The 25,655-nt window shown below is 63.8% G+C and carries 26 protein-coding genes and 1 tRNA gene; 10 read left to right on the forward strand and 17 right to left on the reverse strand.

From position 1 onward, the window contains the following. Window positions 1-163: 163 nt before the first annotated feature. From phoB to BMX99_RS15280, 7 genes are all read right to left on the reverse strand, one after another. Window positions 164-850, reverse strand: coding sequence for a phosphate regulon transcriptional regulator PhoB (phoB, locus tag BMX99_RS15250; protein ID WP_093453734.1), 687 nt, complete (start codon window positions 848-850; stop codon window positions 164-166). A 20-nt stretch (window positions 851-870) separates the two neighbouring features. Then, complete coding sequence (gene phoU / locus BMX99_RS15255; RefSeq protein WP_093453737.1) at window positions 871-1,596, reverse strand: phosphate signaling complex protein PhoU; 726 nt, start codon at window positions 1,594-1,596, stop codon at window positions 871-873. Window positions 1,597-1,615: 19 nt separating this feature from the next. Beyond that, the gene (pstB, locus tag BMX99_RS15260) at window positions 1,616-2,413 is read right to left on the reverse strand and encodes a phosphate ABC transporter ATP-binding protein PstB (RefSeq protein WP_093453740.1); all 798 of its coding nucleotides are present in this window, start codon (window positions 2,411-2,413) and stop codon (window positions 1,616-1,618) included. 15 nt (window positions 2,414-2,428) lie between these two features. Continuing rightward, window positions 2,429-3,787, reverse strand: a complete 1,359-nt coding sequence (gene pstA / locus BMX99_RS15265; RefSeq protein WP_093453743.1) for a phosphate ABC transporter permease PstA — start codon at window positions 3,785-3,787, stop codon at window positions 2,429-2,431. Continuing rightward, on the reverse strand, window positions 3,784-5,247 hold the full coding sequence (pstC, locus tag BMX99_RS15270) for a phosphate ABC transporter permease subunit PstC (RefSeq protein WP_093453746.1): 1,464 nt from the start codon (window positions 5,245-5,247) through the stop codon (window positions 3,784-3,786). Before pstC ends, pstA begins: the two co-directional genes overlap by 4 nt. A gap of 141 nt (window positions 5,248-5,388) precedes the next feature. Further along, window positions 5,389-6,429, reverse strand: a complete 1,041-nt coding sequence (locus BMX99_RS15275) for a substrate-binding domain-containing protein (protein ID WP_093453749.1) — start codon at window positions 6,427-6,429, stop codon at window positions 5,389-5,391. A gap of 228 nt (window positions 6,430-6,657) precedes the next feature. After that, window positions 6,658-7,701: a sensor histidine kinase gene (locus BMX99_RS15280; protein WP_093453752.1), complete on the reverse strand. Its 1,044-nt coding sequence runs from the start codon at window positions 7,699-7,701 to the stop codon at window positions 6,658-6,660. Window positions 7,702-7,783: 82 nt separating this feature from the next. Between BMX99_RS15280 and BMX99_RS15285 the strand changes: the two genes are divergently transcribed. Continuing rightward, window positions 7,784-8,086 (forward strand): DUF1330 domain-containing protein, encoded by a 303-nt coding sequence (locus tag BMX99_RS15285; protein WP_093453755.1) that lies wholly within the window; start codon window positions 7,784-7,786, stop codon window positions 8,084-8,086. A gap of 3 nt (window positions 8,087-8,089) precedes the next feature. Here BMX99_RS15285 and BMX99_RS15290 read toward each other — a convergent pair whose 3' ends face one another. The 3 genes from BMX99_RS15290 to BMX99_RS15300 all read right to left on the reverse strand — a co-directional run bounded on the left by BMX99_RS15290 (window position 8,090) and on the right by BMX99_RS15300 (window position 10,312). Next, window positions 8,090-8,623, reverse strand: coding sequence for a gamma carbonic anhydrase family protein (locus tag BMX99_RS15290; protein ID WP_093453758.1), 534 nt, complete (start codon window positions 8,621-8,623; stop codon window positions 8,090-8,092). Beyond that, window positions 8,620-9,285 carry a guanylate kinase gene (gene gmk, locus BMX99_RS15295; RefSeq protein ID WP_093453761.1) on the reverse strand — a complete coding sequence of 222 codons (666 nt, stop codon included), beginning with the start codon at window positions 9,283-9,285 and terminating at the stop codon, window positions 8,620-8,622. The genes BMX99_RS15290 and gmk overlap by 4 nt, the downstream gene beginning before the upstream one ends. 148 nt (window positions 9,286-9,433) lie before the next feature. Next, on the reverse strand, window positions 9,434-10,312 hold the full coding sequence (locus tag BMX99_RS15300; RefSeq protein ID WP_244525560.1) for a YicC/YloC family endoribonuclease: 879 nt from the start codon (window positions 10,310-10,312) through the stop codon (window positions 9,434-9,436). Window positions 10,313-10,597: 285 nt separating this feature from the next. On the opposite strand from BMX99_RS15300, the gene BMX99_RS15305 reads away from it, so the two are divergent. After that, a complete protein-coding gene (locus tag BMX99_RS15305; RefSeq protein ID WP_093453767.1) occupies window positions 10,598-11,278 on the forward strand; it encodes a PAS domain-containing protein in 681 nt (226 codons plus the stop codon). 99 nt (window positions 11,279-11,377) lie between these two features. Here BMX99_RS15305 and BMX99_RS15310 read toward each other — a convergent pair whose 3' ends face one another. Then, complete coding sequence (locus BMX99_RS15310) at window positions 11,378-12,745, reverse strand: class II 3-deoxy-7-phosphoheptulonate synthase (RefSeq protein ID WP_093453770.1); 1,368 nt, start codon at window positions 12,743-12,745, stop codon at window positions 11,378-11,380. Between the two features lie 181 nt (window positions 12,746-12,926). Between BMX99_RS15310 and BMX99_RS15315 the strand changes: the two genes are divergently transcribed. Then, window positions 12,927-13,895 carry a GlxA family transcriptional regulator gene (locus tag BMX99_RS15315; protein ID WP_093453774.1) on the forward strand — a complete coding sequence of 323 codons (969 nt, stop codon included), beginning with the start codon at window positions 12,927-12,929 and terminating at the stop codon, window positions 13,893-13,895. Window positions 13,896-13,916: 21 nt separating this feature from the next. Here the strand turns inward: BMX99_RS15315 and BMX99_RS15320 are convergent, their stop codons facing one another. Continuing rightward, the gene (locus BMX99_RS15320) at window positions 13,917-15,032 is read right to left on the reverse strand and encodes a PA0069 family radical SAM protein (RefSeq protein ID WP_093453777.1); all 1,116 of its coding nucleotides are present in this window, start codon (window positions 15,030-15,032) and stop codon (window positions 13,917-13,919) included. A 226-nt stretch (window positions 15,033-15,258) separates the two neighbouring features. Between BMX99_RS15320 and BMX99_RS15325 the strand changes: the two genes are divergently transcribed. The 3 genes from BMX99_RS15325 to BMX99_RS15335 all read left to right on the forward strand — a co-directional run bounded on the left by BMX99_RS15325 (window position 15,259) and on the right by BMX99_RS15335 (window position 17,207). After that, on the forward strand, window positions 15,259-15,960 hold the full coding sequence (locus tag BMX99_RS15325; protein WP_093453780.1) for a corrinoid protein: 702 nt from the start codon (window positions 15,259-15,261) through the stop codon (window positions 15,958-15,960). Window positions 15,961-16,004: 44 nt separating this feature from the next. Further along, the gene (locus BMX99_RS15330; protein WP_093453783.1) at window positions 16,005-16,637 is read left to right on the forward strand and encodes a DUF1638 domain-containing protein; all 633 of its coding nucleotides are present in this window, start codon (window positions 16,005-16,007) and stop codon (window positions 16,635-16,637) included. 63 nt (window positions 16,638-16,700) lie between these two features. Then, entirely contained in the window at window positions 16,701-17,207 is a 507-nt protein-coding gene (locus tag BMX99_RS15335) for a hypothetical protein (protein ID WP_093453786.1), read from the forward strand. Here BMX99_RS15335 and BMX99_RS15340 read toward each other — a convergent pair. Beyond that, window positions 17,204-17,605, reverse strand: coding sequence for a SufE family protein (locus BMX99_RS15340; protein ID WP_093453789.1), 402 nt, complete (start codon window positions 17,603-17,605; stop codon window positions 17,204-17,206). The genes BMX99_RS15335 and BMX99_RS15340 overlap by 4 nt on opposite strands. Before the next feature lie 201 nt (window positions 17,606-17,806). Between BMX99_RS15340 and BMX99_RS15345 the strand changes: the two genes are divergently transcribed. Further along, the gene (locus BMX99_RS15345; RefSeq protein ID WP_093453792.1) at window positions 17,807-18,301 is read left to right on the forward strand and encodes a hypothetical protein; all 495 of its coding nucleotides are present in this window, start codon (window positions 17,807-17,809) and stop codon (window positions 18,299-18,301) included. A gap of 135 nt (window positions 18,302-18,436) precedes the next feature. Here BMX99_RS15345 and rnd read toward each other — a convergent pair whose 3' ends face one another. The 3 genes from rnd to purM all read right to left on the reverse strand — a co-directional run bounded on the left by rnd (window position 18,437) and on the right by purM (window position 21,390). Beyond that, window positions 18,437-19,594 (reverse strand): ribonuclease D, encoded by a 1,158-nt coding sequence (gene rnd / locus BMX99_RS15350; protein WP_093453795.1) that lies wholly within the window; start codon window positions 19,592-19,594, stop codon window positions 18,437-18,439. Between the two features lie 132 nt (window positions 19,595-19,726). After that, window positions 19,727-20,347 (reverse strand): phosphoribosylglycinamide formyltransferase, encoded by a 621-nt coding sequence (gene purN, locus BMX99_RS15355; protein WP_280140395.1) that lies wholly within the window; start codon window positions 20,345-20,347, stop codon window positions 19,727-19,729. Continuing rightward, the gene (gene purM / locus BMX99_RS15360; RefSeq protein ID WP_093453798.1) at window positions 20,344-21,390 is read right to left on the reverse strand and encodes a phosphoribosylformylglycinamidine cyclo-ligase; all 1,047 of its coding nucleotides are present in this window, start codon (window positions 21,388-21,390) and stop codon (window positions 20,344-20,346) included. Before purM ends, purN begins: the two co-directional genes overlap by 4 nt. 275 nt (window positions 21,391-21,665) lie before the next feature. On the opposite strand from purM, the gene BMX99_RS15365 reads away from it, so the two are divergent. The 3 genes from BMX99_RS15365 (at window position 21,666) to BMX99_RS15375 (ending at window position 24,345) form a co-directional block, all read left to right on the forward strand. Continuing rightward, window positions 21,666-21,741, forward strand: a tRNA-Ile gene (locus BMX99_RS15365). Window positions 21,742-21,770: 29 nt separating this feature from the next. Further along, window positions 21,771-22,778, forward strand: coding sequence for a ligase-associated DNA damage response exonuclease (locus BMX99_RS15370; RefSeq protein WP_139199562.1), 1,008 nt, complete (start codon window positions 21,771-21,773; stop codon window positions 22,776-22,778). Between the two features lies 1 nt (window position 22,779). After that, on the forward strand, window positions 22,780-24,345 hold the full coding sequence (locus BMX99_RS15375; protein WP_093453804.1) for a cisplatin damage response ATP-dependent DNA ligase: 1,566 nt from the start codon (window positions 22,780-22,782) through the stop codon (window positions 24,343-24,345). Here BMX99_RS15375 and BMX99_RS15380 read toward each other — a convergent pair. Further along, window positions 24,342-25,631, reverse strand: a complete 1,290-nt coding sequence (locus tag BMX99_RS15380) for an ATP-binding protein (RefSeq protein WP_093453807.1) — start codon at window positions 25,629-25,631, stop codon at window positions 24,342-24,344. The genes BMX99_RS15375 and BMX99_RS15380 overlap by 4 nt on opposite strands. Window positions 25,632-25,655 lie beyond the last annotated feature (24 nt).

Consider the following 25,655-nt stretch of genomic DNA (forward strand, 5'->3'; position numbering starts at 1 on the left):
CTGGTTGGGCTGCAATAGCCGTTCCGGAGAGACTAGCCCCCTATTTGTTAGCTCGCAAACAATTATCTTGCTTATCGCCTTGAGCCAGGTGCGGCGCGGAACGCCAAGGGGCGGCCCCGGTCTGCCGAAGCCGCCCCTTGAGGAAAACAAACGCCCGCAGATCTCAGCCCAGGGCGTAGCCCGCGCCGCGCACGGTGCGCAAAGGATCGCCCCCGCCGTGCTGGCACAGCGCCTTGCGCAGACGGCCGATGTGCACGTCCACGGTGCGCGTGTCGACATAGATGTCGCGCCCCCAGACACGGTCCAGAAGCTGTTCACGGCTCCAGACGCGGCCGGGTTTTTCCATGAAGGTGGTCAGCAGACGGAATTCCGTCGGCCCCAGCTTCAGCACGTTGCCGTCGCGCGTCACGCGGTGCGTTTCGCTGTCCAGCAGGATGTCCTCGAACTCCAGCCGTTCACCGACGGTGGACGGACGCGTACGGCGCAGCTGGGCGCGCACACGGGCCATCAGTTCGATCACCGAATAGGGTTTGACCACGTAGTCATCCGCCCCGGTTTCCAGGCCGCGCACGCGGTCGACCTCTTCGCTGCGGGCAGACAGCATGATGATCGGCACGCCGCGGGTTTCCGCCCGCATCTTCAGTTGGCGGCAGACCTCGATCCCCGAGACATTGGGCAGCATCCAGTCCAGCACAATGATGTCCGGCGCGGCCTCGTCCACCAGCATCAGCGCCTCTTCGCCGTTTTCCGCCCGCGAGACGCGGAAGCCTTCGGCTTCGAGGTTGTAGGACAGCACTTCGCGCTGTGCGGGTTCGTCTTCGACGACAAGGACTGTGGGCTGTTCGGGCATCTTCGGTCTTTCGGAAAGGCTCAGGCTTGCGGCGAGAAGGTCGCGTCGGTCGAGGTTTTGTCGCCCTTGGGCCGCGCCTCGTCCGGGGTTTCGCCGGTGACCAGGTAGATCACCTGCTCACAGATCGAGGTCACGTGATCGCCCATGCGTTCGGTGTTCTTGGCCATGAAATGCAGGTGCATGCAGGCGGTGATGTTGCGCGGATCTTCCATCATGAAGGTCAGGAATTCGCGGAAGAGCGCGTTGTACATCTGGTCGACGTCCTGGTCGCGCTGGATCACGTCGGCGGCCTTGACGGCGTCGCGCTGGATATAGGCGTCCAGCGCGTCCTTCAGCATCTCGTTGACCTCGCGCGCCATGCGGCGCAGCGCGGCCTGAGAGCCGTTGATCGGCGACATCTGGGCCAGGATCGAGGTCCGCTTGGCCATGTTTTTCGCATAGTCGCCAATACGTTCCAGGTTGGACGAGATCTTCATGACGGACAGAACGATGCGCAGATCGCCCGCCGTCGGTGCGCGCAGCGCGATCAGGCGCGCGGCGTCTTCGTTGATCATCTCTTCCAGGGCGTCGATGGCCTTGTCGCCCTTGCGGACCTGTTCGGCCAACTCTTCGTCGCGAGTTTCCAGCGACTGGGCTGCGTCCAGGATCGCGGCCTCGACCAGGCCGCCCATCTTCATGATCTTCGCCTGGATGGCTTCCAGATCCCGGTCGAAGGCGGATGCGATATGCTGCTCGTCTGCGGTCATTTTATCCAACTCCGATGGATCAGCCGATACGGCCGGTGATGTAACTTTCGGTGCGCGGATCCACCGGGTTGGTGAAGATCTGGCCCGTCTCGCCGTATTCCACCAGGTTGCCGAGGTGGAAGAAGGCCGTTTTCTGGCTGACGCGCGCCGCCTGCTGCATCGAGTGCGTGACGATCACGACGCTGTAGTTTTCACGCAGCTCGTCGATCAGTTCCTCGACCTGGCCGGTGGCGATCGGGTCAAGCGCGGAACAGGGTTCGTCCATCAGAAGAACCTCGGGTTCAGTGGCGACGGCGCGGGCGATGCACAGACGCTGCTGCTGACCACCAGACAGGCCGGTGCCGGGCGCGTGAAGGCGGTCCTTCACCTCGTCCCAGATGGCGCCGCGGCGCAGGGATTTTTCGACAATGTCGTCCAGGTCGGCCTTGTTCTTGGCCAGTCCGTGGATCCGCGGACCATAGGCGATATTGTCGTAGATCGATTTGGGAAACGGGTTCGGCTTCTGGAACACCATGCCGACCTTGGCGCGCAGTTGCACGGGGTCGACGCGAGCGTCATAGATGTCTTCACCGTCCAGCAGGATGTCGCCTTCGACGCGGCAGATGTCGATGGTGTCGTTCATGCGGTTCAGGCACCGCAGGAAGGTGGATTTGCCGCAGCCCGAGGGGCCGATGAAGGCCGTCACGGTCTTGTCTTCGATCTCGACGTTCACGTCCTTGATGGCGTGGGTGCTGCCGTAGAAGACCTGCACGTTGCGGGCGGCGATTTTAGTCTCGTTCTGGGTCACTTTCTGCTCCGATGCGGGGGCGTCGTACATGGGGTCTGGTCCTTCTTACCACCGGCGCTCGAAGCGTCGACGCAGAATAATTGCGATGATGTTCATGGTCATGAGGAAGAGCAGCAGGATGATGATGCCACCCCATGCCCGTTCGTAGTAAGCAGGATCCGCCCGTTTCGCCCATTCGTAGATCTGGGCCGGCATGGCCGAGTTCGGGTCAAGGAACCCGCTGGCGATCCCGTCAGGATAGTTCGAGGCGATGTAGCCCACCATGCCGATCAGCAGCAGCGGCGCGGTTTCGCCAAGCGCCTGGGCCAGACCGATGATCGTGCCGGTCAGGATGCCGGGCATGGCCAGCGGCAGCACATGGTGGAAGACCGACTGCATCTTCGAGGCCCCTACCCCAAGTGCGGCGTCGCGGATCGACGGCGGCACGGCCTTCAGCGAAGCGCGGGTCGAGATGATGATCGTCGGCAGCGTCATCAATGTCAGCACCAGGCCACCGACCAGCGGGGCGGACTGCGGCAGATGCGCGAACTGGATGAACACGGCGAGACCCAGGATACCGAAGACGATCGACGGCACGGCCGCCAGGTTCGAGATGTTCACCTCGATCAGGTCGGTCCAGCGGTTTTTCGGTGCGAATTCCTCAAGATAGATCGAGGCCGCGACACCGATCGGCAGGGCCAGGCCCAGCACCACCAGCATCATGAAGAAGGACCCCAGCATCGAGACACCGATCCCGGCCTGCTCCGGACGGCTTTCGGAAGCGTCCGCGCCCAGGATGAAGGCCCAGTTGAATTCGCGCTTCAGCACGCCGGCCTCGTTCAGGGCGTCGGTCACGTCCAGGTGTTCGGCGTCCAGGTTCTTGTCACGCGCCAGGTCTTCACGGGCCACGCGGCCCTTCATGTAGCCATCCACGCGGGACGAGGCGAGGACGCGGAAGTCTACCGTTTCGCCGATGCGGCCCGGGTTGGCGATCACGAAGTCACGGATCTGCGCCGAAGCCGAGGCCGAAACCATCTTCTCAAGATCCTTGTCCTTGGCGAAGGGGCTTTCGATCCCGTTGTCGGCCAGGGTCCTGGACATGGCGTCGATGATCAGCGGCTTGTAGCCAAAGGTCGAGACCTTCTTGATTTCCTCGATGTCGCGGTTGCCGTTCTTGTCCAGCTTGTCGGCCTTCAGTTCGACCGGGATGGTCATGAAGGTCTGGGTGAAGGCGGGCACCCCGTTGCGCACGATGGCGAACAGCAGCAGGGCCAGGAAGATCAGGCCAACCGTGACGGCAGCAATCCCATAGGCGCGAAAGCGGGCCTCGGCGGCATTGCGGCGGCGCACCCGGTTGTCCAGCGTCATCAGGCTGGACTTGGTGCGGGCACCGCCACCGGGAGGTGTCGATGTTGCGTCGGTCATTCGTATTGCTCCCGGTATTTGCGCACGATCCACAGTGCAAAGACGTTCAGGCCAAGGGTGATGACAAACAGGGTCATGCCCAGGGCAAAGGCCACCAGCGCCTCGGGCGAGGCAAAGTCCGCATCCCCCGTCAGCTGCGACACGATCTTGGCGGTCACGGTGGTCATGGCCTCGAAGGGGTTCATCGACAGGCGGGCTGCGGCCCCTGCCCCCAGCACCACGATCATCGTCTCACCGATGGCGCGGGATGCGGCCAGAAGGATGGCACCGACGATGCCCGGAAGGGCTGCGGGCATGACCACTTGCTTGATGGTTTCCGATTTGGTCGCACCCAGGCCAAGCGACCCGTCGCGCATCGCCTGGGGGACCGAATTGATGATGTCGTCGGACAGCGAACTGACGAAGGGGATCAGCATGATGCCCATCACCAGCCCCGCGGTGATCACGGCGCGCGATCCGCCCATCCAGCCGGTGGCATCGGGCCCAAAGACCGTGACCAGCGCCGGGCCGACCGTCAGCAGGGCGAACAGGCCGTAGACGATCGTGGGGATGCCGGCCAACACTTCCAGCATGGGCTTGGCAAAGGCGCGCACGGCGGGCGTGGCGTATTCCGACAGGTAGATCGCCGCGAACAGGCCGACCGGCACGGCCACCGCCAGCGCGATGATCGAGATGTAGAAAGTGCCCCAGAACAGCGGGATGATGCCCAGTTCCGAACCGCCACCGAAGGACGGCGCCCAGGTCAGGCCAAAGAAGAATTCAGTCCAGGGGTAGAGCTTGAAGAATTCGACCGTGTTGAAGACAAGGCTCAGCACGATACCGATGGTGGTCATGATCGCGATCGAGGCCGCGAAGATCAGCATGGCCAGCACGCCCTTTTCCACCACGTTGCGGGCGCGGAAATCCTTGTTCGTGCGCAGGTAGGCAAAGGCAAAGCCGCCGATGGCCAGGGCCAGCACGATCACCGTCATGGCAAGGTGGCCGATGCCGTTCAGCCGGCGGTAATCCTGCGCGGCGGACAGCACATAGGGTTCCACGTCAGACCCAAGCGCGACACCAACCTGGGCCAGGGTTTCGCGAATGTTCGTGGTTTCGGTGCTCAGCGCGGTGGCGGCGTCCGGGGTCATGGCCCCCTGCGCAATCGCAAGGTCCAGACCGTCGGCGACGCGGCGCACGTCCGACATGATCAGGTTCAGCGCGCCGGTGTCGGCATAGGCCGTGCCGGGGATCGCATCGGAAACCGCGTTCTGGATCAGCATCGGCTGCAGGATCAGCCAGGCGATCATCACGCCCAGGGCCGGCACCAGAACCGTCAGCGCGGTGTTATAGCCGTAGTACCCGGGCAGGGAATGAAGATGACGCGCATCGCCTTGGGCAGATGCCATGGCGCGGGCGCGTCCGAGGAAGAAACCAATAACGGCAATCGCGAGAACGATGCAGAGTAACCAGAGTGCCGGCATAGGAAGCTTTCCCGATCGTCTTGACCCGAAGGTCCTGGCCCCAAGGTCGTGACCCGAGGGTAATGGAAGGAAACGGGCCCGGGCGGGATGCCGGGGCCCGGATGGTTGGGGCGGCGCCTTTCGGTGCCACCCCGGTCGAACTTACATGTTCGAACCCATGGTCTGCTCTTCAGCAACACCGGACTGGGTTGCCGACAGCTCGGGGTCGGAGACCAGGCCGTATTCGGCCAGCGGGCCGTCGGGGCCTGCCATGTCGTCGGACACGAAGAACTCAGCGTATTCTTTCAGGCCGGGGATGACGCCGATGTGGGCTTTCTTCACGTAGAAGTACAGCGGACGCGAAACCGGGTAGTCGCCGGAAGCGATGGTTTCGGTCTTCGGCTCGACGCCGGACATGGTTGCGACTTTCAGCTTGTCGGTGTTGTTCTCGTAGAACGCCAGGCCGAAGACGCCGATGCCGTTTGCGTTGGCGTCGATCGATGCCAGGGTCTCGGTGTAGTCACCGTCGATGTCGACCGAACGGCCGTCGGTGCGCAGGTCCATGCAGGCCTTCTCGGCTGCTTTTTCGTCCAGGCCCGAAGCGACATAGGCTTCGAATGCGCCGGTTTCTTCACAGCCCGCCAGGATGACTTTTTCGTCAAAGACTTCGCGGGTGCCGTGCTTGGTGCCGGGAACGAAGGCCAGGATCTCTTCCGCCGGCAGATCGGCGTTGAAGTCGGACCATTTGGTGTTGGTGTTGTCGACCAGTGCGCCGTCTTTGAGGACTTTTGCGCCCAGGGCGTTGAACAGGTCGGCCGGCTCGAACGCGTTGTAGGCGGGGCCGTTCAGCTGGCTGGCGAAGACGATGCCGTCATAACCGATGCGCACTTCGATGATGTCGGTGACACCAGCTTCGGCACAGGCTTTGACTTCTTTGTCTTTGATTTTGCGCGATGCGTTTGCAACGTCGATGGTGTTTCCGCCAACGCCTTCACAGAAGCGCTTCAGACCAGCCGAGGAGCCGCCGGATTCAACAACCGGGGTCGGGAAGTCAAAGTTTTCACCGAACGCTTCTGCAACGATCGAGGCATAGGGCAGAACGGTCGACGAACCGGCAACCTGCACCTGGTCACGGGCGGCAGCGGCGGTTGCGGAAACGGCAGCGATCGCCACGGCAGAGGCGGTCAGTTTGAAGTAGGACATGGTAGCTCCTGATTTAATCTCATGGTCCCCATTGCAGGTGACCTCAGGACGCCCATCTAGAGACGCTCCCTAATGCTTTTGTGAAAGTAATGTAACGGTTTCATGACAACCGCCGGGATGGCGAAAAAATATAGACAACCCCTGCGATTTGTCGCTGTTTGGCGTCCATGGAAAAGGGGGCGGAAATGCCCCCTAACCCACTGTTTTCACGCGCGGTATGGCCCCGACCTACTGCCCAAGCGGCAGAATGACGATAAAGGCGGTGCCTTCACCCAGTCTGCTTTCGATCCGCATGCGTCCGCGGTGGCGTGTGATGATGTGTTTTACAATCGCCAGACCAAGCCCCGTGCCGCCCATTTCCCGCGATCTGTGCGAATCGACACGGTAGAAGCGTTCGGTCAGGCGGGGGATGTGCTGTTCAGCGATTCCCGGCCCCGAATCGCGCACCGTGATCGTCACCCCTGCCCCCCGCAGCGACGGCACATTGTCCGAGACCGTCACATCCACCTGCACCCGTCCGCCCGAGCCGCCGTATTTCACGCCGTTCTCGATCAGGTTGGTGAAGACCTGCCGCAGCTGGTCCTCGTCCCCGGGGATCAGCACGCCCTCGGTCTCGCCGGTCGGGTCGATCTGCACGCCCGCCTCTTCGGCCAGCGGGGCAAGCGTCCGGGCCACCGAGCCCACGACCGAGGCCACGTCGACCCGCGTCGTCGGACGCACCCGCTCTTCGCTTTCGACCCGGCTTAGCGACAGAAGATCCCGGACCAGACGTTCCATCCGGTGCGCTTCGCGGTCCATGATGGTCAGGAACCGTTCCTGCGCCTGCGGATCGTTCTTGGCCGGGCCGCGCAGGGTTTCGATGAACCCCAGCAGCGCGGTCAGCGGCGTGCGCAATTCATGGCTGACGTTGGCGACAAAATCACGGCGGATCTGGCCGGCCTGTTCGACGTGGGTGGTGTCCTCAAAGCTGACCAGCACGCCTTCACCCGCGCCCAGATCGATATAAGAGGCCGTCACCCGATAGGTCAGATCCCGCCCGGCTTCGGACGTCAGGTGCCGCGCCTTCCGGGTCTTACGGTCCTGCAGACAGCCGTCCACCGCATCCAGAACCGACGGATGGCGAATGGCGGTGATGTAATGGCGCCCGACGATGGCGGTCCCCAGAAGGGCCTTGGCATCGTCATTGGCGGCCAAAATCCGTTCTCCCCGCCCGATCAAAAGAGAGGCGAGAGGAATGGCCTGCAAAAGCTGGGTGAGAAAGGCTTCGGACATAGATGCTTAACCATTTTGCGGGATAGTCCGCGCCAAGTGCTACACTGATATGTCCCCACGGGAAAAGAGGAGGAAACAGACCATGGGCGTTTTTGTCCTCGCCTCGGTCCGGTTTCGCGATCGCGCCCGCTATGACGCCTACCAGGCCCGCTTTGCCGGGGTTTTCGCCGGATGCGGCGGCACGGTGCTGGCGGCGGATGAGGCCCCGCTTCGGCTTGAAGGGGACGACAGCCCCGACAAGATCGTGCTGATGCACTTCGACAGCCTGGACCAGGCCAGCGCTTTCCTGCTGTCGGAGGCGTATCAGGCGGTTTCCCGTGATCGCGAAGCCGGGGCCGTCACCACCACCCATTTGATCCGGGCGCTGGATCCGCCGATCCGCTAGGGATCAGTCCTCGATCCGGATCATGCCGTCGCGAAAACGGCGCATGTTGCGCTGATAGCTCAGGGCCGAGGCTTCGTTGCGCTGTTCCCATTCCGGGCCCAGTTCTTTGACCACCTTGCCGGGGCTGCCCAGCACCATGGAATTGTCGGGGATCACCTTGCCCTCGGTCACCAGCGCCCCTGCCCCGATCAGGCAGTTCTTGCCGATCACCGCGTTGTTCAGGATGGTCGCGCCCATGCCGATCAATGTGTTGTCGCCGATGGTGCAGCCGTGCAGCATGGCCTTGTGACCGATGGTGCAATTCTCACCGATGGTCAGCGGACAGCCCATGTCGGTGTGCATGACGGTGTTTTCCTGCACGTTCGATCCGCGTCCGATACGGATCTCCTCGTTGTCGCCGCGCAGGGTGCAGCCGAACCAGACCGAGGTCGCGCTTTCCATCACCACCCGGCCGATCACGTTGGCATCGGGGGCGATCCAGAAATCACCGTCTTCGGGGGTTACCGGCGCGATGCCGTCAAGCGCATACAGGGTCATTGGGTATCCTCGAATTCGGTTTGCAGGGTGCGCACGTGGTCGGTCAGCTTGGGCTGTTGCGTGCGGCGCAGGCGGGCGGCGGTCAGGATCGCCTTCAGCTTTTCCTCGGTCTCGTCGAGGTCGTCGTTGATCAGGACAAAGTCATAGGCGTCCCAATGGCTGATCTCGTCCCAGCTTTTCTGCATCCGGCCGGCGATGACCTCTTCGCTGTCCTGGGCGCGGTCCTGAAGCCGGCGGTGCAATTCGGTGATCGAGGGCGGAAGAAGGAAGATCGACAGCGTGTGCTGGTTCAGAGCCGAATTCGAGATCTGTTGCGCGCCCTGCCAGTCGATGTCGAACAGCACGTCCTGCCCGGCATCGATCGCCTCCTGCACGGCGGCGCGGGGCGAGCCGTAGTAATTGCCAAAGACCCGGGCGTGTTCCAGCATGCCGCCGTCCTGCACCTTGGCCTTGAAGTCCTCTTCCGACAGGAAATGGTAATCCTTGCCGTCGACCTCACCGGGGCGCGGCGCGCGGGTCGTGGCCGAGACGGAAAAGCGGATCGAATCGTCCCATGCGCGCAGGCGCTTGGCCAGCGTCGATTTCCCGGCCCCCGAGGGCGAGGACAGGATGATCAGCAGACCGCGGCGGTCACCTTGTGGCGTTTTCGAAGGGGTCGACATCGGGGTCCTCTGGCGCAAGTTCCTGTGGCAGGCCGCGTGGCGGGCCGCCTGTTGCCCCCGTGATTGGCAAATAATGCCGCCCGGGGCAAGCGCGGGCCCGTCTGTTCCTTGCCCGGGGCAAGCGCGGGGCCCGACCATACGCCCGCGTCTACTCCAGGTTCTGCACCTGTTCGCGCATCTGTTCAATGACCGCCTTCAGCTCTAGCCCCAGGGCGGTCAGATCGGCGTGCTGCGACTTGGAACACAGGGTGTTGGCTTCCCGGTTGAACTCTTGCGCAAGGAAATCCAGCTTGCGGCCCGTGGGGGCGTTGCTGGCGATCAGCGCGCGGGCGGCGGCCACATGGGCCTTCAGTCGGTCCAGTTCTTCGGTGACGTCGGCCTTGACCGCGATCAGGGCCAGTTCCTGCGCGACGCGCTGCGGATCGACGTTCAGATCGGCATCGACCACCCGGGCCAGTTGCTGGTGCAGCGCCTCGCGCGTCGCCTCGGCCCGGTTGGCCAAAACGGCGGCGGATTGCGCCACCAGGTCTTCGATCCGGTCCAGCTGTTCGGTGAGGATGCGGGCCAGTTCGGCCCCCTCGCCTTCGCGCATGGCCACGAAATTCTCGACCAGCGTGTCGAAATCCCGGATTAGCTGCGCCGCGAGCGCGGTGTTGTCATCCTCGGTCGTTTCGGTTTCCAGCACACCGCGCACCATCAGGATGTCGGCCGCACGTGACGGTGCCAGGGTCAGACCATGGTGCATCGCCAGATCCTCGACCTGGGCCATGGCCAGCAGCGCCTGTTCCATCGCTGCGGCATTGACGGCCAGACCGCCGGCCTCTTCGCTGCGGGTGATGCGCAGGGTCGCGCTGACATTGCCGCGGGTGACCGACGCAGCGATGCGTTTCTTTGCGGCTTGTTCCAGCCCCGGCACCCAATCCGGCACACGCAGCTTGATATCCAGCCCCTTGGCATTCACCGACCGGATATCCCAGGTCCAGCTGTGCGGCCCAAGCGCGCCCTGAGCCGAGGCGAAACCTGTCATGGATTGATGCATCTGGGGACCTTTCTTCAAATTTCGCCCAGAAATATAGCGGCGGCCCCGCGAAGGCCAGCGATCATGGCGGCGGACAGACGTCGCGTCACGCAAAGGTGTCCTTTGGAGCGTTTCACCGGGGCGTTAACCTTTCGTTCAGAATTTGCGCCCAAATAAGGCAGGATCGTGGCATCTTCATACATGAGTAAGCTTGATGCCGTCTTCCATTCACGTCTGCGGGGGCAGGACCGGGAAGGCAAAACAAGGCCGTAAGACAAATGACAGGACTGCCCTATGCCGACTGACCGCACCCAGGACCGCAAGGTCGTAAACATGACGCAATTCGCTTCTTCCGCCCGTTTCCAGCCGATCAAGGAGGTCGAGGCCTATTGGCAGGCGATCCGCGCCGGGCGTCTTGTGCCCCGCCGGTCCGACATAGATCCGCGCGGGATCGAACGCGCGCTGGAATTCGCCTTTGTCGCGGAACGCATTGCCACCGGGCTGGGACGGCTGCGCATCGCCGGGTCGCATCTGACCGATCTGCTGGGAATGGAGGTCCGGGGCATGCCGCTGACCGCCTTTTTCGCCACCAATTCCCGTCCCGTGATCACCGACACGCTGGAACAGGTCTTTGCCGACCCCGCCCTGGCCGAGATCACGCTGACCGGCGAACGCGGCATCGGAAAGCCGGCGCTGGACGGACGGATGATCCTGCTGCCATTGAAAAGCGACCTTGGCGACATTTCCCGCGTTTTGGGCTGCCTTGTCACCTCTGGATCGGTTGGCCGCGCGCCGCGCCGGTTCGAGATCACAGACACCCGCGTGACGCCCCTGCTTGGGGATGCGCGGCTGCCCGATCCGGTGACCCAGGACCCTGCGCCCAGGGTGCCAAGCGGGCTGGCCGAGGCACCGGCCACCTTTGATCCCGGCCCGCGCCCGTACCTGCGTGTCGTTCGGCGCGAAGACGCCGAATAAGCGTTTCGGAACAAATAGTCTGAAAATCGGTTCTGAATGAAAAAGGGCGCAGTAACCACCTGCGCCCCTTCACAAAATCAATCGTTCCGCTTCGGGTGATCAGCTGGCCTCGGCCAGTTGCTCCTGCCGCATCGCGGTCAGCTCTTCCGCCACAAGGAAGGCCAGTTCCAGCGACTGGGACGCGTTCAGGCGCGGGTCGCAGGCGGTGTGGTAGCGGTCTTTCAGATCCTCGTCCGAGACGTCCTGAAGCCCGCCGACACATTCGGTCACGTCCAGGCCGGTCATCTCGAAATGCACGCCGCCGGGGATGGTGCCCGCAGCCTTGTGGGCGGCAAAGAACTCCTGCACCTCGCGCAGGACCAGATCGAAGGGCCGGGTCTTGTAGCCGGTCGCCGATTTGATCGTGTTGCCGTGCATCGGATCGCAGACCCAGACGACATTCGCGCCCTCGGCCTTCACGGTTTCGATCAGACGCGGCAGATGGTCGGCCACCTTGCCAGCGCCGAACCGCGCGATCAGGGTCAGGCGACCCATCTCGTTCGCCGGGTTCAGCGTTTTCAGCAGGACCTTCAGATCGTCCTCGGTCATCGAGGGGCCGCACTTCAACCCGATCGGATTCTGCACGCCCTTGCAGAATTCCACATGCGCGCCGTCAGGCTGACGGGTGCGGTCACCGATCCAGATCATGTGGCCCGAGCCCGCCAGATGCTGACCGGTGGTCGAATCCACGCGGCACAGCGCCTCTTCATACTCAAGCAGCAGGGCTTCGTGGCTGGTGTAGAAATCCACCTGGCGCAGCGCGTGCTGGCGTTCGGAATTCACACCGGCGGCGCGGATGAAATCCAGCGTGTCGGTGATCCGGTTGGCCATGTCGCGGAAGCGCTCGGCCTCGTCCGATTCGGTGAAGCCAAGGGTCCAACGGTGCACTTCGTTGACGTCGGCATAACCGCCGGTCGAGAAGGCGCGCAGCAGGTTCAGCGTTGCGGCGGCCTGGGTGTAGGCCTGCAACATCTTGTCGGGATTGGGGATTCGCGCCTCGGGCGTGAAGTCCAGATCGTTGATGATGTCGCCGCGGAAGCTGGGAAGTTCCACACCATCAATCGTTTCGGTCGGGGCAGACCGGGGCTTGGCGAACTGGCCGGCCATGCGGCCGATCTTCACCACGGGCACCTTGGCGCCGAAGGTCAGGACCATGGCCATCTGCAGCATCACCTTGAAGGTGTCGCGGATGCTGTCGGCGCTGAACTGTTCGAAAGCCTCGGCACAATCGCCGCCCTGAAGCACGAAGGCCTCACCGCGTCCGGCCTGACCAAGCGCCTGTTTCAGGCGGCGGGCCTCGCCTGCAAAGACCAGCGGCGGATATTTGGACAGCTTTGCCTCGACCGCGTTCAGGGCGGCCTCATCGGGATAGTCGGGCATCTGCACCCGCGGCTTGTTGCGCCAATCGCTTTTGGTCCAGCCGGTCACGTTCTTTCCTCCACCGGGATTTCAAGTTCGACGGGTTATAGACAGGATAAAATCACGACACCACCGGCAATCCGTCCCGTGGTCCCTTTTGGCCGCCCTTCCCGTCCTTTTGCGCCCCTTGTGCGACACATTCGACCATGACAAAGTTACCGCTATCCTGTTGAGGGGAAACGGATTGGGCATGACGGACAAACCTTCGCACTTCGTATTCGTGCTGCTGGACAACTTTTCGTTGCTGGCCTTCGCATCGGCGTTGGAATGTCTGAGGATCGCCAACCGTATGGCGTCATCGCCGCTGTATTCCTGGGAGGTCCAGTCAGAAACCGGCGACAACGTCACCTGTTCGGCCGGCACGACCTTTGCGTCCGACACCAAGCTGGGTGAGTTGTCGCGCGACGACACGGTGCTGGTCTGCGCGGGGCTTGAGGTGCAGAAGGCCACGACAAAGCCGCTGATGAACTGGCTGCGGCGTGAGGCCCGCAAGGGTCTGCGCATCGGCGGGCTGTGCACCGGGGCGCATGTCCTGGCCGAGGCCGGGCTGCTGGACGGCAAGCGCGCCACGATCCACTGGGAAAACCACGACAGCTTTGCCGAGCAATACGAGGACATCACCCTGACCAAGTCGGTCTTTGTCCTGGACGGCAATCGCATGACCACGGCGGGCGGCACGTCCTCGATCGACCTGATGCTGAAACTGATTGCCGACCGGAACGGCGAAGAACTTGCCAATTCGGTGGCGGATCAGCTGATCTATTCCTCGATCCGGACGGACCAGGACACGCAGCGCCTGTCGGTTCCGACGCGGATCGGCGTGCGCCACCCCAAACTGAGCCAGGTCATCCAGATGATGGAGCGCAATATCGAGGAACCGATTTCGCCCGCGATCCTGGCCAAGGACGTCGGCATGTCGACCCGCCAGCTGGAGCGTCTGTTCCGCCGCTACCTGAACCGGTCGCCCAAACGGTACTACATGGAGCTGCGGCTGCAGAAGGCGCGCAACCTGCTGATGCAGACGGATATGAGCGTGATCAACGTGGCGCTGGCCTGCGGTTTCTCCTCGCCCTCGCATTTTTCCAAATGCTATCGCGCACAGTATCAGACCACCCCCTATCGGGAACGCGGCACCCAGGCGACACGCGGAGAGGCCTGAGGTCCGCGCGGCCCAGCCCGACTAGCCGAACAGATCCAGCTGATCGCCGGGGCGCGGCGGCGGGCGGAACAGATCCGTGCGCAGGGGCACCGTCGCCTCGTCCAGGCCCAGACGCCTGCGGGCGGCGTCGAACCGGGCGGCGATCATCTGGGCATAGACGCCCTGACCGCGCATCCGCTTGCCCCATTGCGCCTCGTACAGCTTGCCGCCGTGCATGTCGCGCAACCGGTTCAGCACCTTGTCGGCCCGGTCGGGATGGCTGTCGCGCAGCCAGGTTTCGACCAGTGGCGCGACCTCGGCCGGCAGGCGCAGCATGATCCAGCTGGCGGATCGCGCGCCGGCCTCATGGCCTGCGGTCAGGATCGCCTCGACCTCGGTGTCGGTCAGGCCGGGCACCACCGGGGACACCATCAGCCGCACGGGGATCCCCGCCTGCGCCAGCGCCCGGATCACCGCAAGGCGTTTCGCCGGGGGCGGCACGCGGGGCTCCATCTTCCGGGACAGCGCGGGATCCAGCGTGGTGACGGAAATGCCGACCGCCACCAGCCCGCGCGCGGCCATGTCCGACAGGATATCCAGATCGTTCAGGATGCCCGCCCCCTTGGTCACGATCGCCGTGGGGTGGTTGTAATCGCTTAGCACCGACAGGCAGGCGCGGGTCAGCTTCAGCTGGTGTTCGACCGGCTGATAGGGGTCGGTATTCGTGCCCATGGCAATCGGGGCCACCTTGTAGGACCGGGCGCGCAATTCCTTTTCCAGCACCTCGGCTCCGTTCATCCGGGCGGTCAGGCGGGTTTCGAAATCCAGCCCCGGCGACAGCCCCAGATAGGCGTGGCTGGGCCGGGCAAAGCAATAGACGCAGCCATGTTCGCAGCCGCGATAGACGTTGATCGACCGGTCAAAGGGCAGATCGGGCGACCGGTTGTAGGTGATCAGGCTGCGGGCGATCTCGGGCCGCACCTCGGTCCGGATCTGGGGGATGTCTTCCTCGATCTCCCATCCGTCGTCGATGGCGATGCGGTCATGGGATTCAAAGCGGCCCGGCTGATTGGTGCTGACACCCCTTCCCCGACGGCTTTGCGGCGGCAGGACGTGGTCGGGCGTCAGGTCCCGGCTGGTCTGGGGCGGGCGAGTCATGCGCCCAATATGAACAAAAGAAGAACATACGCAAGATGCGGCGCAAATGGGCCAGCCTAAACATCTGTGTAACCAATGATCTCTATGAAGATTTTTCGCATTCGGTTTGCCGCGAAACAGCGGTAAGGTCGGTCCATCGCGTTCCAATGTCGCAATCTGACCCGCCGGAATGCGAGAAACACGCCATGTCTGGCGTAACGCTAGCCCAGGGATCAAGGTAAGCCCCATGTCTGACGAAGAAGATATCATCCTCTCCGACCTCAACGACGACGAGCTTGTCGATCAGATGTTCGACGACCTCTACGACGGTTTGAAGGAAGAGATCGAAGAAGGCGTGCGCATCCTGCTGGATCGCGACTGGACCCCCTATGACATCCTGACCAAGGCGCTTGTCGGCGGGATGACCATCGTCGGCCACGACTTCCGCGACGGGATCCTTTTCGTCCCCGAGGTGCTTCTGGCCGCCAACGCGATGAAGGGCGGCATGGCCATCCTGAAACCGCTGCTGGCCGAAACCGGCGCGCCGCGCATGGGCAAGATGGTGATCGGCACCGTGAAGGGCGACATCCATGACATCGGCAAGAACCTTGTCGCGATGATGATGGAAGGCGCCGGCTTTGAGGTCGTGGACCTTGGCATCAACAACGCCGTCGAAGCCTACATCGAAGCCGCCGCCGCGGAAGAGGCCGACATCGTCGGCATGTCCGCGCTGCTGACCACGACGATGCCCTACATGAAGGTCGTCATCGACACGATGAAGGAACAGGGCGTCCGCGACGATTACATCGTTCTGGTCGGCGGTGCGCCCCTGAACGAAGAATTCGGCCGCGCCATCGGTGCCGACGCCTATTGCCGCGATGCGGCCGTGGCCGTCGAAACCGCCAAGCAGATGATCGCGCGCAAGCACAACCAGGGCGTAGCCAGCTAAGCCACCCCCCTGGCCCCTTTCGGGTCGGCGCGCAGGAGCCAGTCATGAAGATCCCCACGGATCGCGAATTGACGGAACAGGGATTAGAGGCGGCCTCTGGGGGCCGCCTTCTTGTTCTGGCCTGCGGGGCGCTGGCGCGGGAAATCCTGGCCCTGATGGACGCCAATGGCTGGGGTCATGTCGATCTGCACTGTCTGCCCGCCATCCTGCACAATTACCCCGAGAAGATCGCGGACGCCGTGCGCAAGGCGGTCGAAGACCGGCGTAGCGATTACGACCAGGTCTTCGTGGCCTATGCCGATTGCGGCACCGGCGGCGACCTGTCCCGCGTCTGCGACGACCTGGGCGTGCAGATGATCCGCGGCCCGCATTGCTATGCCTTCTTCGAAGGTGTCGACGCCTTCGTCGCCCGAGATGAGATCTTTGCCTTTTACCTGACGGATTTCCTGACCCGCCAGTTCGACACCTTCGTCTGGAAGGGGCTGAAGATCGACAAGCATCCGCAGCTGCGCGACATGTACTTTGGCCATTATCAAAAGCTGATCTACCTGGCCCAGACCGACGACCCCGACCTGACCGCCCGCGCGCAAGAGGCCGCCGACCGGCTTGGACTGGCCTTCGAACGGCGTTACACGGGGTACGGAGAGCTGGCGACAGCGCTTGGGGCTGCTGTCTGATCGCGTGATCTGACCGGCGGTTCCCGAAACCCCACACACCCCGCCCGACATCGAGTGTCCCGCATGATCCCGTCTCTGAAAGAAGATTGCAGCCAATGCGCGGCGCTGTGCTGTCTGGCGCTGTCGATCGACCGCAGCGAACATTTCGCCATCGACAAGCCGGCGGGCGTGCCCTGCCCCAATCTTGACGGCCACCATTGCAAGATCCACCGCTGGCTGCGTGTCGAAGGCTTTTCCGGCTGCACGGTATATTCCTGTGGCGGGGCCGGTCAGCGCGTCACGCAAGAGCTGTTCGCGGGCCAAAGCTGGCGCGACGATCCCGCCCTGACCGTCCCGATGATGGAGGCCTTTCGCGGCATGCGCGCAATCCAGGACCGGCTGGCGATCCTGATCGCCGCGCAGGAAAACCTGCCACTGGATGCGCAGGATCAGGCGACGGTGTCGGAAATGATCGGCTGGCTGCTGCCCGACGCGGTGGATTTCGACGTGGTGCGGTTCTTCCCCGGATCCGTGCGCGAGGGCGAAATCGACCTTTTCCTGCCGGGCTTGCGCCGCTACGTGCAGCGTTAGGCGGCGACCTCGCGGATGCGCTGGATCATGGCGCGCACGCCGTTGGACCGCTGCGCCGACAGGTGATCCTGCAGCCCAAGGCGCGACAACTCGGCCTGGGCATCGACGCCGCCGACCTGCGCGACGGGCAGATCGTTGTACAGCGCACGCAGCACGGCGATCAGCCCCCGCACGATCATCGCATCGCTTTCGCCGTCGAACCGGAAGGTGCCGCCGTCGATCTTCGGGAACAGCCAGACTTGGCTGGCGCAGCCGTCGACCTTGTTGGCGGGCACTTTCAGCGCCTCGTCCAGCGGGTCCATCGCCTTGCCCAGTTCGATCACGTGACGATAGCGGTCTTCCCAGTCCTCGAGGAACTCGAAATCTTCGACAATCTCTTCGAATGCGGGCTGGGCCATGGTCTCTCCTACGTCTTGGGGCAGAGGTAAGCCTGGCCGCGGGGCTTGTCCAGCCCGAGACCCGTCCTGACAAGTCGCCGCCATGTCTGCGTCGTGTCCCCGGCGCGACGCCCGGCACCTCAGCCCAAGCCTTGGGGCGGGAACGGCTTTTCAAGCGGGCCGCGATGCGCTACCCAATCCCAAAGGTAAAGAGGGCGGATCATGCGCAAGACACTTCCCCTGTTGCTGGTTGCAGCACTGGTACTGACCAGCTGCGGTCGCATTCGTGACAGCCGGATCAACCCGTTCAACTGGTTCGGCCGCGCCGAGGCCCGGCAGCTGGACGGCAGCGAAAGCAATCCGCTGATCCCGCGCCGCTCGGCCCTGGCCGCGCGCGAGGTGCCCGACACCCGCACCCGTGTGGGATCCGTGACCAATCTGGTGGTCGAACGCCTGCCCGGCGGTGCCATCATCCGCGCCACGGCCGTCTCGGACCGTCAGGGGGCCTATGAGGTCGCCCTGCGCCCCGTCGAAAGCGAAGACCTGCCCGAGGGCCTGGTGCAATATGAATTCGTTGCCTATCAGCCCATGGCCCCGCAGGGAACCGAGGCCTCGCGCAGCCTGACCGCCGCCGCACGGCTGACCGATCAGGAGCTGGCCAAGATTTCGCGGATCGAGGTTCTGGGCGCCCGCAACGCCCTGACCACCCGGCGCTGATCCCAAGGGACACGCCGGACGTTCCGGTAAAAATTCAACGGGCTGGCCTTGGGGCCGGCCCGTTTTTCTTTGCGGGGCTGATTTGACGATGCCCAGGCCGCAAACGAAAACCGGGGCCTGGGCCCCGGTCTGATCTTACAGCTCGATGATGTCGACCTTGCCCTTCCGGGCAGCCAGTCCGACCTTGCCATCGCATAGCTTCAGCGCATCGGTGCCAAAGACCTCTTTCCGCCAGCCCTGAAGCGCGGGCACATCGCGTTTCCCGGCCGAAAGCGCATCCAGTTCCGAGGTCGCGGCGATCAGGCGCGGCGCCACGCCGGCCCCGTCGGCCTTGGCCTTGAGCAGCACGCGCAGCAGATCGGCCAGCGCCGGATCCACCTGCAGCTTGTCGTTGGTGCGGTCGGGCTGCGGCATGTCGTCGGGGTCCATGTCCAGACCGGCCTGAACGGCGGCCAGGATGCCCTCGGCGATATCACCCTTGCGGGCTTCGCGCAGAAGAAGACGGGACCGCGACAGATCCTTCATGTCCTTCGGCTTGGTCGAGGCCAGTTCGGTCAGCGCATCGTCCTTGAACACCCGGTTGCGCGGGATGTTGTTGGACTGGGCATAGAATTCGCGGAACTCGGCCAGGGTCTTCACGATGGCCAGGAACTTGGGCGAAGCCGTACGCGTCCGGATGCGTTTCCAGGCATCCTCGGGGCGCGCGATATAGGTGTCGGGCGAGGTCAGGATGCCCAGCTCTTCTTCCACCCAGGGCTCGCGCTTCTGCTTTTTCAGCTTGTCGGCCAGGTATTCGTAGATCCGCCGCAGATGGGTCACATCGGCCAGCGCGTATTTCTTCTGCGCCTCGGTCAGCGGGCGGCGCGACCAGTCGGTAAACCGGCTGGATTTGTCCAGCTGCTGCTTGGCGATGCGTTTCACCAAGGTCTCGTATCCGACCTGTTCGCCAAAGCCGCAGACCATGGCGGCGATCTGGGTGTCGAACAGCGGTTGCGGAATGACGCCCGCGTCCACAAAGAAGATCTCAAGATCCTGGCGCGCGGCATGGAAGACCTTCACGACGGACGTGTCGCGGAACAGGTCATACAGCGGCGCAAGATCCAGACCGTCCGACAGCGGATCCACCAGGACCGCGTTGTCGTCCGTTTCGCCGGGCATCGCCAGCTGGATCAGGCAGAGTTGGGAATAATAGGTACGTTCGCGCAGGAATTCGGTGTCTACGGTGACATAGTCGAATTGTGCGGCTTCCTTGCAAAAGGCGGCAAGGTCTTCAGTCGTCGTGATGGTTTTCATATGGTCAGGTTCGTCCTGAAAAATGCGCAAAATCGCGCCGATCTGACCCCTATAGGGGATATCGCAGGGGTTGAAAAGCCGAGTTATGCACAGGTCCGAAAAGCCGCCCCCAGACAGGGCGCGGCTGCGGGATCAGGTGGCCAGATCAGGCTGCAGATCCTGACGGCTGCGATCCCCGCTGGCAAAGCGGCGCAGCGCCTGAGGATACAGCAGATGTTCCTGTTTCAGCACCCGGGCCGCAAGGCTGTCGGGGGTGTCCCCGGCCAGGATCGGCACCCGGGCCTGGCCCAGGATCGGGCCATCGTCCAGCTCGGCGGTGACTTCGTGCACGGTACAGCCCGCCTGCGTCTCGCCGGCCTCGATGGCGCGGGCATGGGTGTGCAACCCACGGTATTTCGGAAGCAGCGAGGGGTGGATGTTCAGCATCCGCCCCGCATAGTGGTTGGTAAAGCCATCCGTCAGGATCCGCATGAAACCGGCCAGGCACAGGATGTCCGGTTCGGCCGCGTCGATGACCTGCATCAGCTCGGCCTCGAACGCGGGGCGGTCGCCCTTGTAGGGGCGGTGATCGACAACGGCCGTGGCCACGCCCATCTTGTGCGCCTTGTCCAGGCCGCCCGCGTCGGCGCTATTGGCCAGCACCAGCACGGGCCGCGCCGGATGATCCCCCTTCATGCTTTCGACGAGGCGGACCATGTTGGACCCGCCCCCGGAGATCAGGATGGCAACGCGTTTGTGTGCGTCGGCTGTCACAGAAGGCTGCCCCGATACCGGACGCCCTGCCCCGTGGTGATCTTGCCGATCGGCGTGACGTCATGCCCGGCTGCGGCGAAATGGTGCGTGGCGGCCTCGACCTTGTCCGACGGCACGACGGCGATCATGCCGATGCCGCAGTTAAAGGTCTTGAGCATCTCGGCCTGGCTCATCCCGCCCTGTTCGGCCAGCCATTTGAAAATCGGCAACAGGTCCCAGGCGTCCAGATCGATGTCAGCCCCAAGATCGTCGGGCAGGACACGCGGCAGGTTTTCCGTCAGGCCGCCGCCGGTGATATGCGCCAGCGCGTTGACCGTGTCGTCCTTGACCGCGGCGATGGCGCCCTTGACGTAAAGCGTCGTCGGGGCCAGCAGCGCCTCGCCCAGGGTGCCGTCACCCCAGGGGCAATCGGCGTCCCAGGTCAGGCCGGAGGCCTCGACCAGCTTGCGCACAAGGCTGTAGCCGTTGGAATGCACCCCGTTCGAGGCCACGCCCAGCAACACGTCGCCTTCCTTGACCTCATTCGGCAGGTCGGCGCCACGTTCCATCGCGCCCACGGCAAAGCCCGCCAGGTCAAAGTCGCCCTCGGGGTACATGCCGGGCATTTCCGCCGTCTCACCGCCGATCAGCGCACAGCCCGATCGCACGCAGCCCTCGGCGATGCCTTCGATGACGCGGGCGGCATGGTCGACCGACAGTTTGCCGGTGGCGAAGTAATCCAGGAAGAACAGCGGCTCTGCGCCCTGGCAGACAAGGTCGTTGACGCACATGGCCACCAGGTCGATGCCCACGCCGTCCACCAGGCCGGTGTCGATGGCGATGCGCAGCTTGGTGCCGACCCCGTCGGTGGCCGCGACCAGGATCGGATCCTGATAGCCCGCGCCCTTCAGATCGAACAGCGCGCCGAATCCGCCCAGACCGGCCATCGTGCCGGCGCGGTTGGTGCGCTTGGCAGCGGGTTTGATCCGTTCGACCAGGTCGTTGCCTGCATCGATATCCACGCCTGCATCGGCATAGGTGATCCCGTTGGGTTTATCGCTCATCCTGGGTCTCCGGCTGGTTTGGCCCCCGATAGACCGAACACGGCGCCTTTGTCCACGGGGGCTGTCGCCAAAGGCACCAAAGAAGCGACGTAACGTCACCAGTGCGACCAAAGGCACTGCGCGGCACGCCGCCATATTTTCGACCCGACTTAGCGTCATCTTAACCACCTAAGCGGTTGTATGGTCGCAATTTCGCAGCGCTGGATTGCATATTCCATTTTGGCGATTGGTCAGGCTTGACCCCTTTTCGGGCATTCCCTAACAACCGCCCAGGCGGGCCTGTAGCTCAACGGTTAGAGCAGAGCGCTCATAACGCTTTGGTTGCGGGTTCAAATCCTGCCGGGCCTACCAATTTCCCGCTTTCCGCCTATCTCCGCAAGATGCGGTTTTCGGATCTCCTCCACCCCACGGAACGGGGGCTGTATTGCCCTGTGGCCGACGTCTATATCGACCCGGTCGCGCCGGTGCCGCGCGCGCTGGTCACCCACGGGCACGCCGATCATGCGCGCGCCGGGCATGGGGCGGTGCTGGCGACCGGCCAAACGCTGGACATCATGGCGCTGCGCTATGGCGCGGATTTCACCGGGGCACGGCAGGTGGCCGGGCCCGATCCGGTTCAGATCAATGGCGTGCAGTTTGAATTCGCGCCCGCCGGGCATGTGCTGGGGTCTGCCCAAATCCGGCTGAGCCACCGGGGCATGACAATTACCGTATCGGGCGATTACTGCCGCCTGCCCAATCCAACCTGCGCCGAATGGCAGCCCCTGCCCGCCCATGTCTTCGTGACGGAAGCCACCTTTGCCCTGCCCGTCTTCACCCATCCCGATCCCATGGGCGAGATCGGCAAGCTGATGACATCGCTGCGCGCCTTCCCGGACCGGGCGCATATGGTCGGTGCCTATGCCCTGGGCAAGGCGCAGCGGGTCATCGCACTGATCCGCGCCGCCGGCTGGGATGCGCCGATCTATATCCACGGCTCGCTTCAGGCGCTGTGCGCCTATCATCAAGAGCAGGGCATCGACCTGGGAGAGTTGCGCCCCGCCACGGCCGAGACGGTGACCAAAGCCGAGACCGCCGGCCAGATCGTCATCGCCCCGCCTTCGGCGTTCAATTCGCCCTGGATGCGGCGATTTGCCGATCCGGTGGTCGGCTTTGCCTCGGGGTGGATGCAGATCCGCAACCGGGCCAAGGCGCGGGGCGTCGAACTGCCCATGGTGATTTCCGACCACGTCGACTGGCCCGATCTGACCCGCACCATTCAGGAGCTTGCGCCTGAAGAAACCTGGATCACCCATGGGCGCGAAGACGCGCTGATGCGCTGGTGCGAGATGACGCAAAGGGTTGGGCGGCCCCTGCGGCTGGTCGGGTATGAGGACGAGGCCGAGTGACATGAAAGCCTTTGCCGATCTTCTGGAACGCCTGGCCTTTACCCCCGCCCGCAACGGCAAGATCGCCCTGCTGCGCGATTTCATCGCCACGCGCCCCGATCCTGAACGCGGCTATGCCCTGGCCGCCCTGACCGGAGAGCTGGAGCTGCGCCATGTCACGCCCTCGCTTCTGCGCAGCCTTGCGGCGGACCGGGTGGACGAGACGCTGTTTGCGCTGTCTTATGATTTCGTCGGCGACCTGGCCGAGACGATGGCGCTGATCTGGCCCGAAGGCCCGGGCGGAAACACGCCCGACCTGCCCGATCTTGTCGAGGAGTTGATGTCGACCGGTCGCGCCGCCCTGCCCGGCGTGATCGCCGCGCGGCTGGACCAGATGCCGGCCTCCGAACGCTATGCCTATCTGAAACTGGCGACGGGCGGCATGCGGGTTGGCGTCTCGGCCCGGCTGGCGCGCATTGCGGTGGCGCAATACGGCGATATCCCGGTGGAAGAGATTGAAGAGCTTTGGCACGGGCTGACCCCGCCCTATGCCGAGCTTTTCGCCTGGACCGAGGGCGGGGAAAAGCCCGTGTCCGCCGCGCTCGCCCCGTTCCGGCCCGTGATGCTGGCAACGCCAATCGACCTGGACGAGTTGCGCGATCTGCGGCCCGGGGATTTCAGCGTCGAATGGAAATGGGACGGGATTCGGGTGCAGGCGGTGGTGGACCAGGGGGTCCGGCGTCTCTATACCCGGACCGGAGAGGATATTTCCGCCGCCTTCCCCGATGTGATCGACGCGATGCAGTTTGACGCCACCCTGGACGGCGAACTGCTGGTGCGCCGCGGCGATCAGGTCGCCCCCTTCAGCGATCTTCAGAAGCGGCTGACCCGCAAGACCACGCCCAAGGCCCTGCTGGCCAGCCATCCCGCCGGATTGCGCATATACGACATTCTGATCGAGAATGGGCAAGATTTGCGCGAAATGGATTTCAAAAACCGCAGAAACCGCTTGGAAGATGCAGCCCAGCATTGGCCCGACCGGATCGACCTGTCGCCCATTCTGCAGGTAAAGGATTGGGACCATCTGGCCGATCTGCGCGCCGATCCGCCCGATGCGGTGATCGAAGGCGTGATGATCAAGCGCCGCGACAGCCCCTATCTGGCGGGTCGCATCCGGGGCCATTGGTACAAGTGGAAACGCGATCCGATGCTGGTGGACGCGGTGCTGATGACGGCGCAGCGCGGGCATGGCAAACGATCAGGCTTTTATTCCGATTTCGGCTTTGGTGTCTGGGATGGCGATAGGCTTGTCCCCGTGGGCAAGGCCTATTTCGGCTTCACTGATGAAGAACTGGTCGAGCTGGACCGCTTTGTGCGCCAGAACACCACCGACCGCTTTGGCCCGGTGCGCGCCGTGGCCCCGAAACTGGTGCTAGAGGTGGCGTTTGAAGGGCTTAACCGCTCCAACCGGCATAAATCCGGCGTCGCCATGCGATTCCCCCGAATCTCTCGTATCCGGCGGGACAAACCGGTGGAAGAAGCCGACCGGATCGAGACCCTGCGCGCGCTTCTGCCACCCGAGGTCTAGCGCGCCAGCACGATATCCGCCTGAAGCCCGCCCAGACGGTCAGACTGCCCCAGCCGCAGCACACCGCCATGGGTGCGCGCGATATCCGTCGCGATGGCCAGCCCCAGCCCGACGCCCGAGACGCGGTTCTGATTGCGCCCCGGCTCCAGCCGGGCAAAGGGGCGCATCGCCTCGTCCCGCCTGTCGGCGGGAATGCCAGGCCCGTCGTCTTCCACCCGAATGCGCAGGGATTTATCGGTCATCTGCACCGAGACCTCGGCACGGGTGCCATAGCGCACAGCGTTCGAGATCAGGTTTTCCAGCGCGCGACGCATGGCAACGGGGCGCAGAAGCACGCGGCCCTCGCCCTCCATCCGGCCCAGGGTCACGTCCGACCCGCCGCGCGCCGCGTCTTCGACGATGCCGGTGACAAATTCGATCGGGTCCAGCTTGATCGGCTGTTCCGAGGATGTGCCGCGCGCAAAGGCCAGGAATTCGTCGATCATGCGCTGCATCTCGTCGACGTCGCGCTCCATGTGCACGCGGTCTTCGTCCTCCAGCATCGACAGCCCCAGCTTCAGCCGCGTCAGCGGCGTGCGCAGGTCATGGGACACGCCCGACAGCATCAGGGTGCGCTGTTCGATCTGCCGTTCGATCCGGTTGCGCATGGCCAGAAAGGCTGCGCCGGCCGCCCGCACCTCGGTCGCGCCGCCGGGGCGATAGGGCACGGTCTGGCCCTTGCCAAAGGCCTCGGCCGCGGTGGCCAGCCGGGTGATCGGCCGCAGCTGATTGCGCAGGTAGATATAGGCCACAAGGGTCATCAGCGCGCCGAAAAACGCCATGTTCACAAGTAGCTGATGGGGATTCGAAGCCGACACCCGCGACCGGGAGAAACGGATCATCAACGGCCCCTCGGCCCCGTCCAGCACCACGCGCACGATATGATCATCGGGCAGTTCGACGCGGGCAACATTGGGCATCAGATCGCGCAGCGTTTCGATCACGGTGACGCCGGACAGATCGTACCAGCGACGGATGTCCTGCAGGGCCTCTGTCCCGGGCAGAGGTTCGACGGTGAAATTCAACGCGCGGGCCAGGCGCTCCTGCTCCTCACCGCTGGCCGAGGCGATCAGCGTCAGCTCATCCGTCAGGCTTTCGGTCATCTGGGTCGTCACGCCTTCGAAATGGCGCTGGATGAAGACGACCGAGACGACAAGCTGCACGAAAACCACCGGCAGAATCAGGATCAGCGCCGCCCGGCCATAGATGCCCCGCGGCACATATCGTTTGAGCCAGTCGAAATTCATGGTTTAGGTTGCCCCCGGATCCGT

The sequence above is a fragment of the Pseudooceanicola nitratireducens genome, from assembly GCF_900109195.1.
GTDB classification, from domain to species: Bacteria; Pseudomonadota; Alphaproteobacteria; order Rhodobacterales; family Rhodobacteraceae; genus Pseudooceanicola; species Pseudooceanicola nitratireducens.

What these genes read in the sequence shown, in the direction of transcription:
- BMX99_RS15275 (WP_093453749.1), bottom strand. Translation starts at nt 6,429, where the DNA reads ATGTCCTACTTCAAACTGACCGCCTCTGCCGTGGCGATCGCTGCCGTT.
- BMX99_RS15340 (WP_093453789.1), bottom strand. Translation starts at nt 17,605, where the DNA reads ATGGCCCAGCCCGCATTCGAAGAGATTGTCGAAGATTTCGAGTTCCTC.
- pstC (WP_093453746.1), bottom strand. Translation starts at nt 5,247, where the DNA reads ATGCCGGCACTCTGGTTACTCTGCATCGTTCTCGCGATTGCCGTTATT.
- BMX99_RS15380 (WP_093453807.1), bottom strand. Translation starts at nt 25,631, where the DNA reads ATGAATTTCGACTGGCTCAAACGATATGTGCCGCGGGGCATCTATGGC.
- pstB (WP_093453740.1), bottom strand. Translation starts at nt 2,413, where the DNA reads ATGTACGACGCCCCCGCATCGGAGCAGAAAGTGACCCAGAACGAGACT.
- BMX99_RS15285 (WP_093453755.1), top strand. Translation starts at nt 7,784, where the DNA reads ATGGGCGTTTTTGTCCTCGCCTCGGTCCGGTTTCGCGATCGCGCCCGC.
- BMX99_RS15290 (WP_093453758.1), bottom strand. Translation starts at nt 8,623, where the DNA reads ATGACCCTGTATGCGCTTGACGGCATCGCGCCGGTAACCCCCGAAGAC.
- BMX99_RS15305 (WP_093453767.1), top strand. Translation starts at nt 10,598, where the DNA reads ATGCCGACTGACCGCACCCAGGACCGCAAGGTCGTAAACATGACGCAA.
- BMX99_RS15325 (WP_093453780.1), top strand. Translation starts at nt 15,259, where the DNA reads ATGTCTGACGAAGAAGATATCATCCTCTCCGACCTCAACGACGACGAG.
- rnd (WP_093453795.1), bottom strand. Translation starts at nt 19,594, where the DNA reads ATGAAAACCATCACGACGACTGAAGACCTTGCCGCCTTTTGCAAGGAA.
- BMX99_RS15300 (WP_244525560.1), bottom strand. Translation starts at nt 10,312, where the DNA reads ATGACAGGTTTCGCCTCGGCTCAGGGCGCGCTTGGGCCGCACAGCTGG.
- gmk (WP_093453761.1), bottom strand. Translation starts at nt 9,285, where the DNA reads ATGTCGACCCCTTCGAAAACGCCACAAGGTGACCGCCGCGGTCTGCTG.
- BMX99_RS15315 (WP_093453774.1), top strand. Translation starts at nt 12,927, where the DNA reads ATGACGGACAAACCTTCGCACTTCGTATTCGTGCTGCTGGACAACTTT.
- BMX99_RS15375 (WP_093453804.1), top strand. Translation starts at nt 22,780, where the DNA reads ATGAAAGCCTTTGCCGATCTTCTGGAACGCCTGGCCTTTACCCCCGCC.
- purM (WP_093453798.1), bottom strand. Translation starts at nt 21,390, where the DNA reads ATGAGCGATAAACCCAACGGGATCACCTATGCCGATGCAGGCGTGGAT.
- phoU (WP_093453737.1), bottom strand. Translation starts at nt 1,596, where the DNA reads ATGACCGCAGACGAGCAGCATATCGCATCCGCCTTCGACCGGGATCTG.
- phoB (WP_093453734.1), bottom strand. Translation starts at nt 850, where the DNA reads ATGCCCGAACAGCCCACAGTCCTTGTCGTCGAAGACGAACCCGCACAG.
- BMX99_RS15370 (WP_139199562.1), top strand. Translation starts at nt 21,771, where the DNA reads ATGCGGTTTTCGGATCTCCTCCACCCCACGGAACGGGGGCTGTATTGC.
- BMX99_RS15335 (WP_093453786.1), top strand. Translation starts at nt 16,701, where the DNA reads ATGATCCCGTCTCTGAAAGAAGATTGCAGCCAATGCGCGGCGCTGTGC.
- BMX99_RS15280 (WP_093453752.1), bottom strand. Translation starts at nt 7,701, where the DNA reads ATGTCCGAAGCCTTTCTCACCCAGCTTTTGCAGGCCATTCCTCTCGCC.
- BMX99_RS15320 (WP_093453777.1), bottom strand. Translation starts at nt 15,032, where the DNA reads ATGACTCGCCCGCCCCAGACCAGCCGGGACCTGACGCCCGACCACGTC.
- BMX99_RS15345 (WP_093453792.1), top strand. Translation starts at nt 17,807, where the DNA reads ATGCGCAAGACACTTCCCCTGTTGCTGGTTGCAGCACTGGTACTGACC.
- pstA (WP_093453743.1), bottom strand. Translation starts at nt 3,787, where the DNA reads ATGACCGACGCAACATCGACACCTCCCGGTGGCGGTGCCCGCACCAAG.
- BMX99_RS15330 (WP_093453783.1), top strand. Translation starts at nt 16,005, where the DNA reads ATGAAGATCCCCACGGATCGCGAATTGACGGAACAGGGATTAGAGGCG.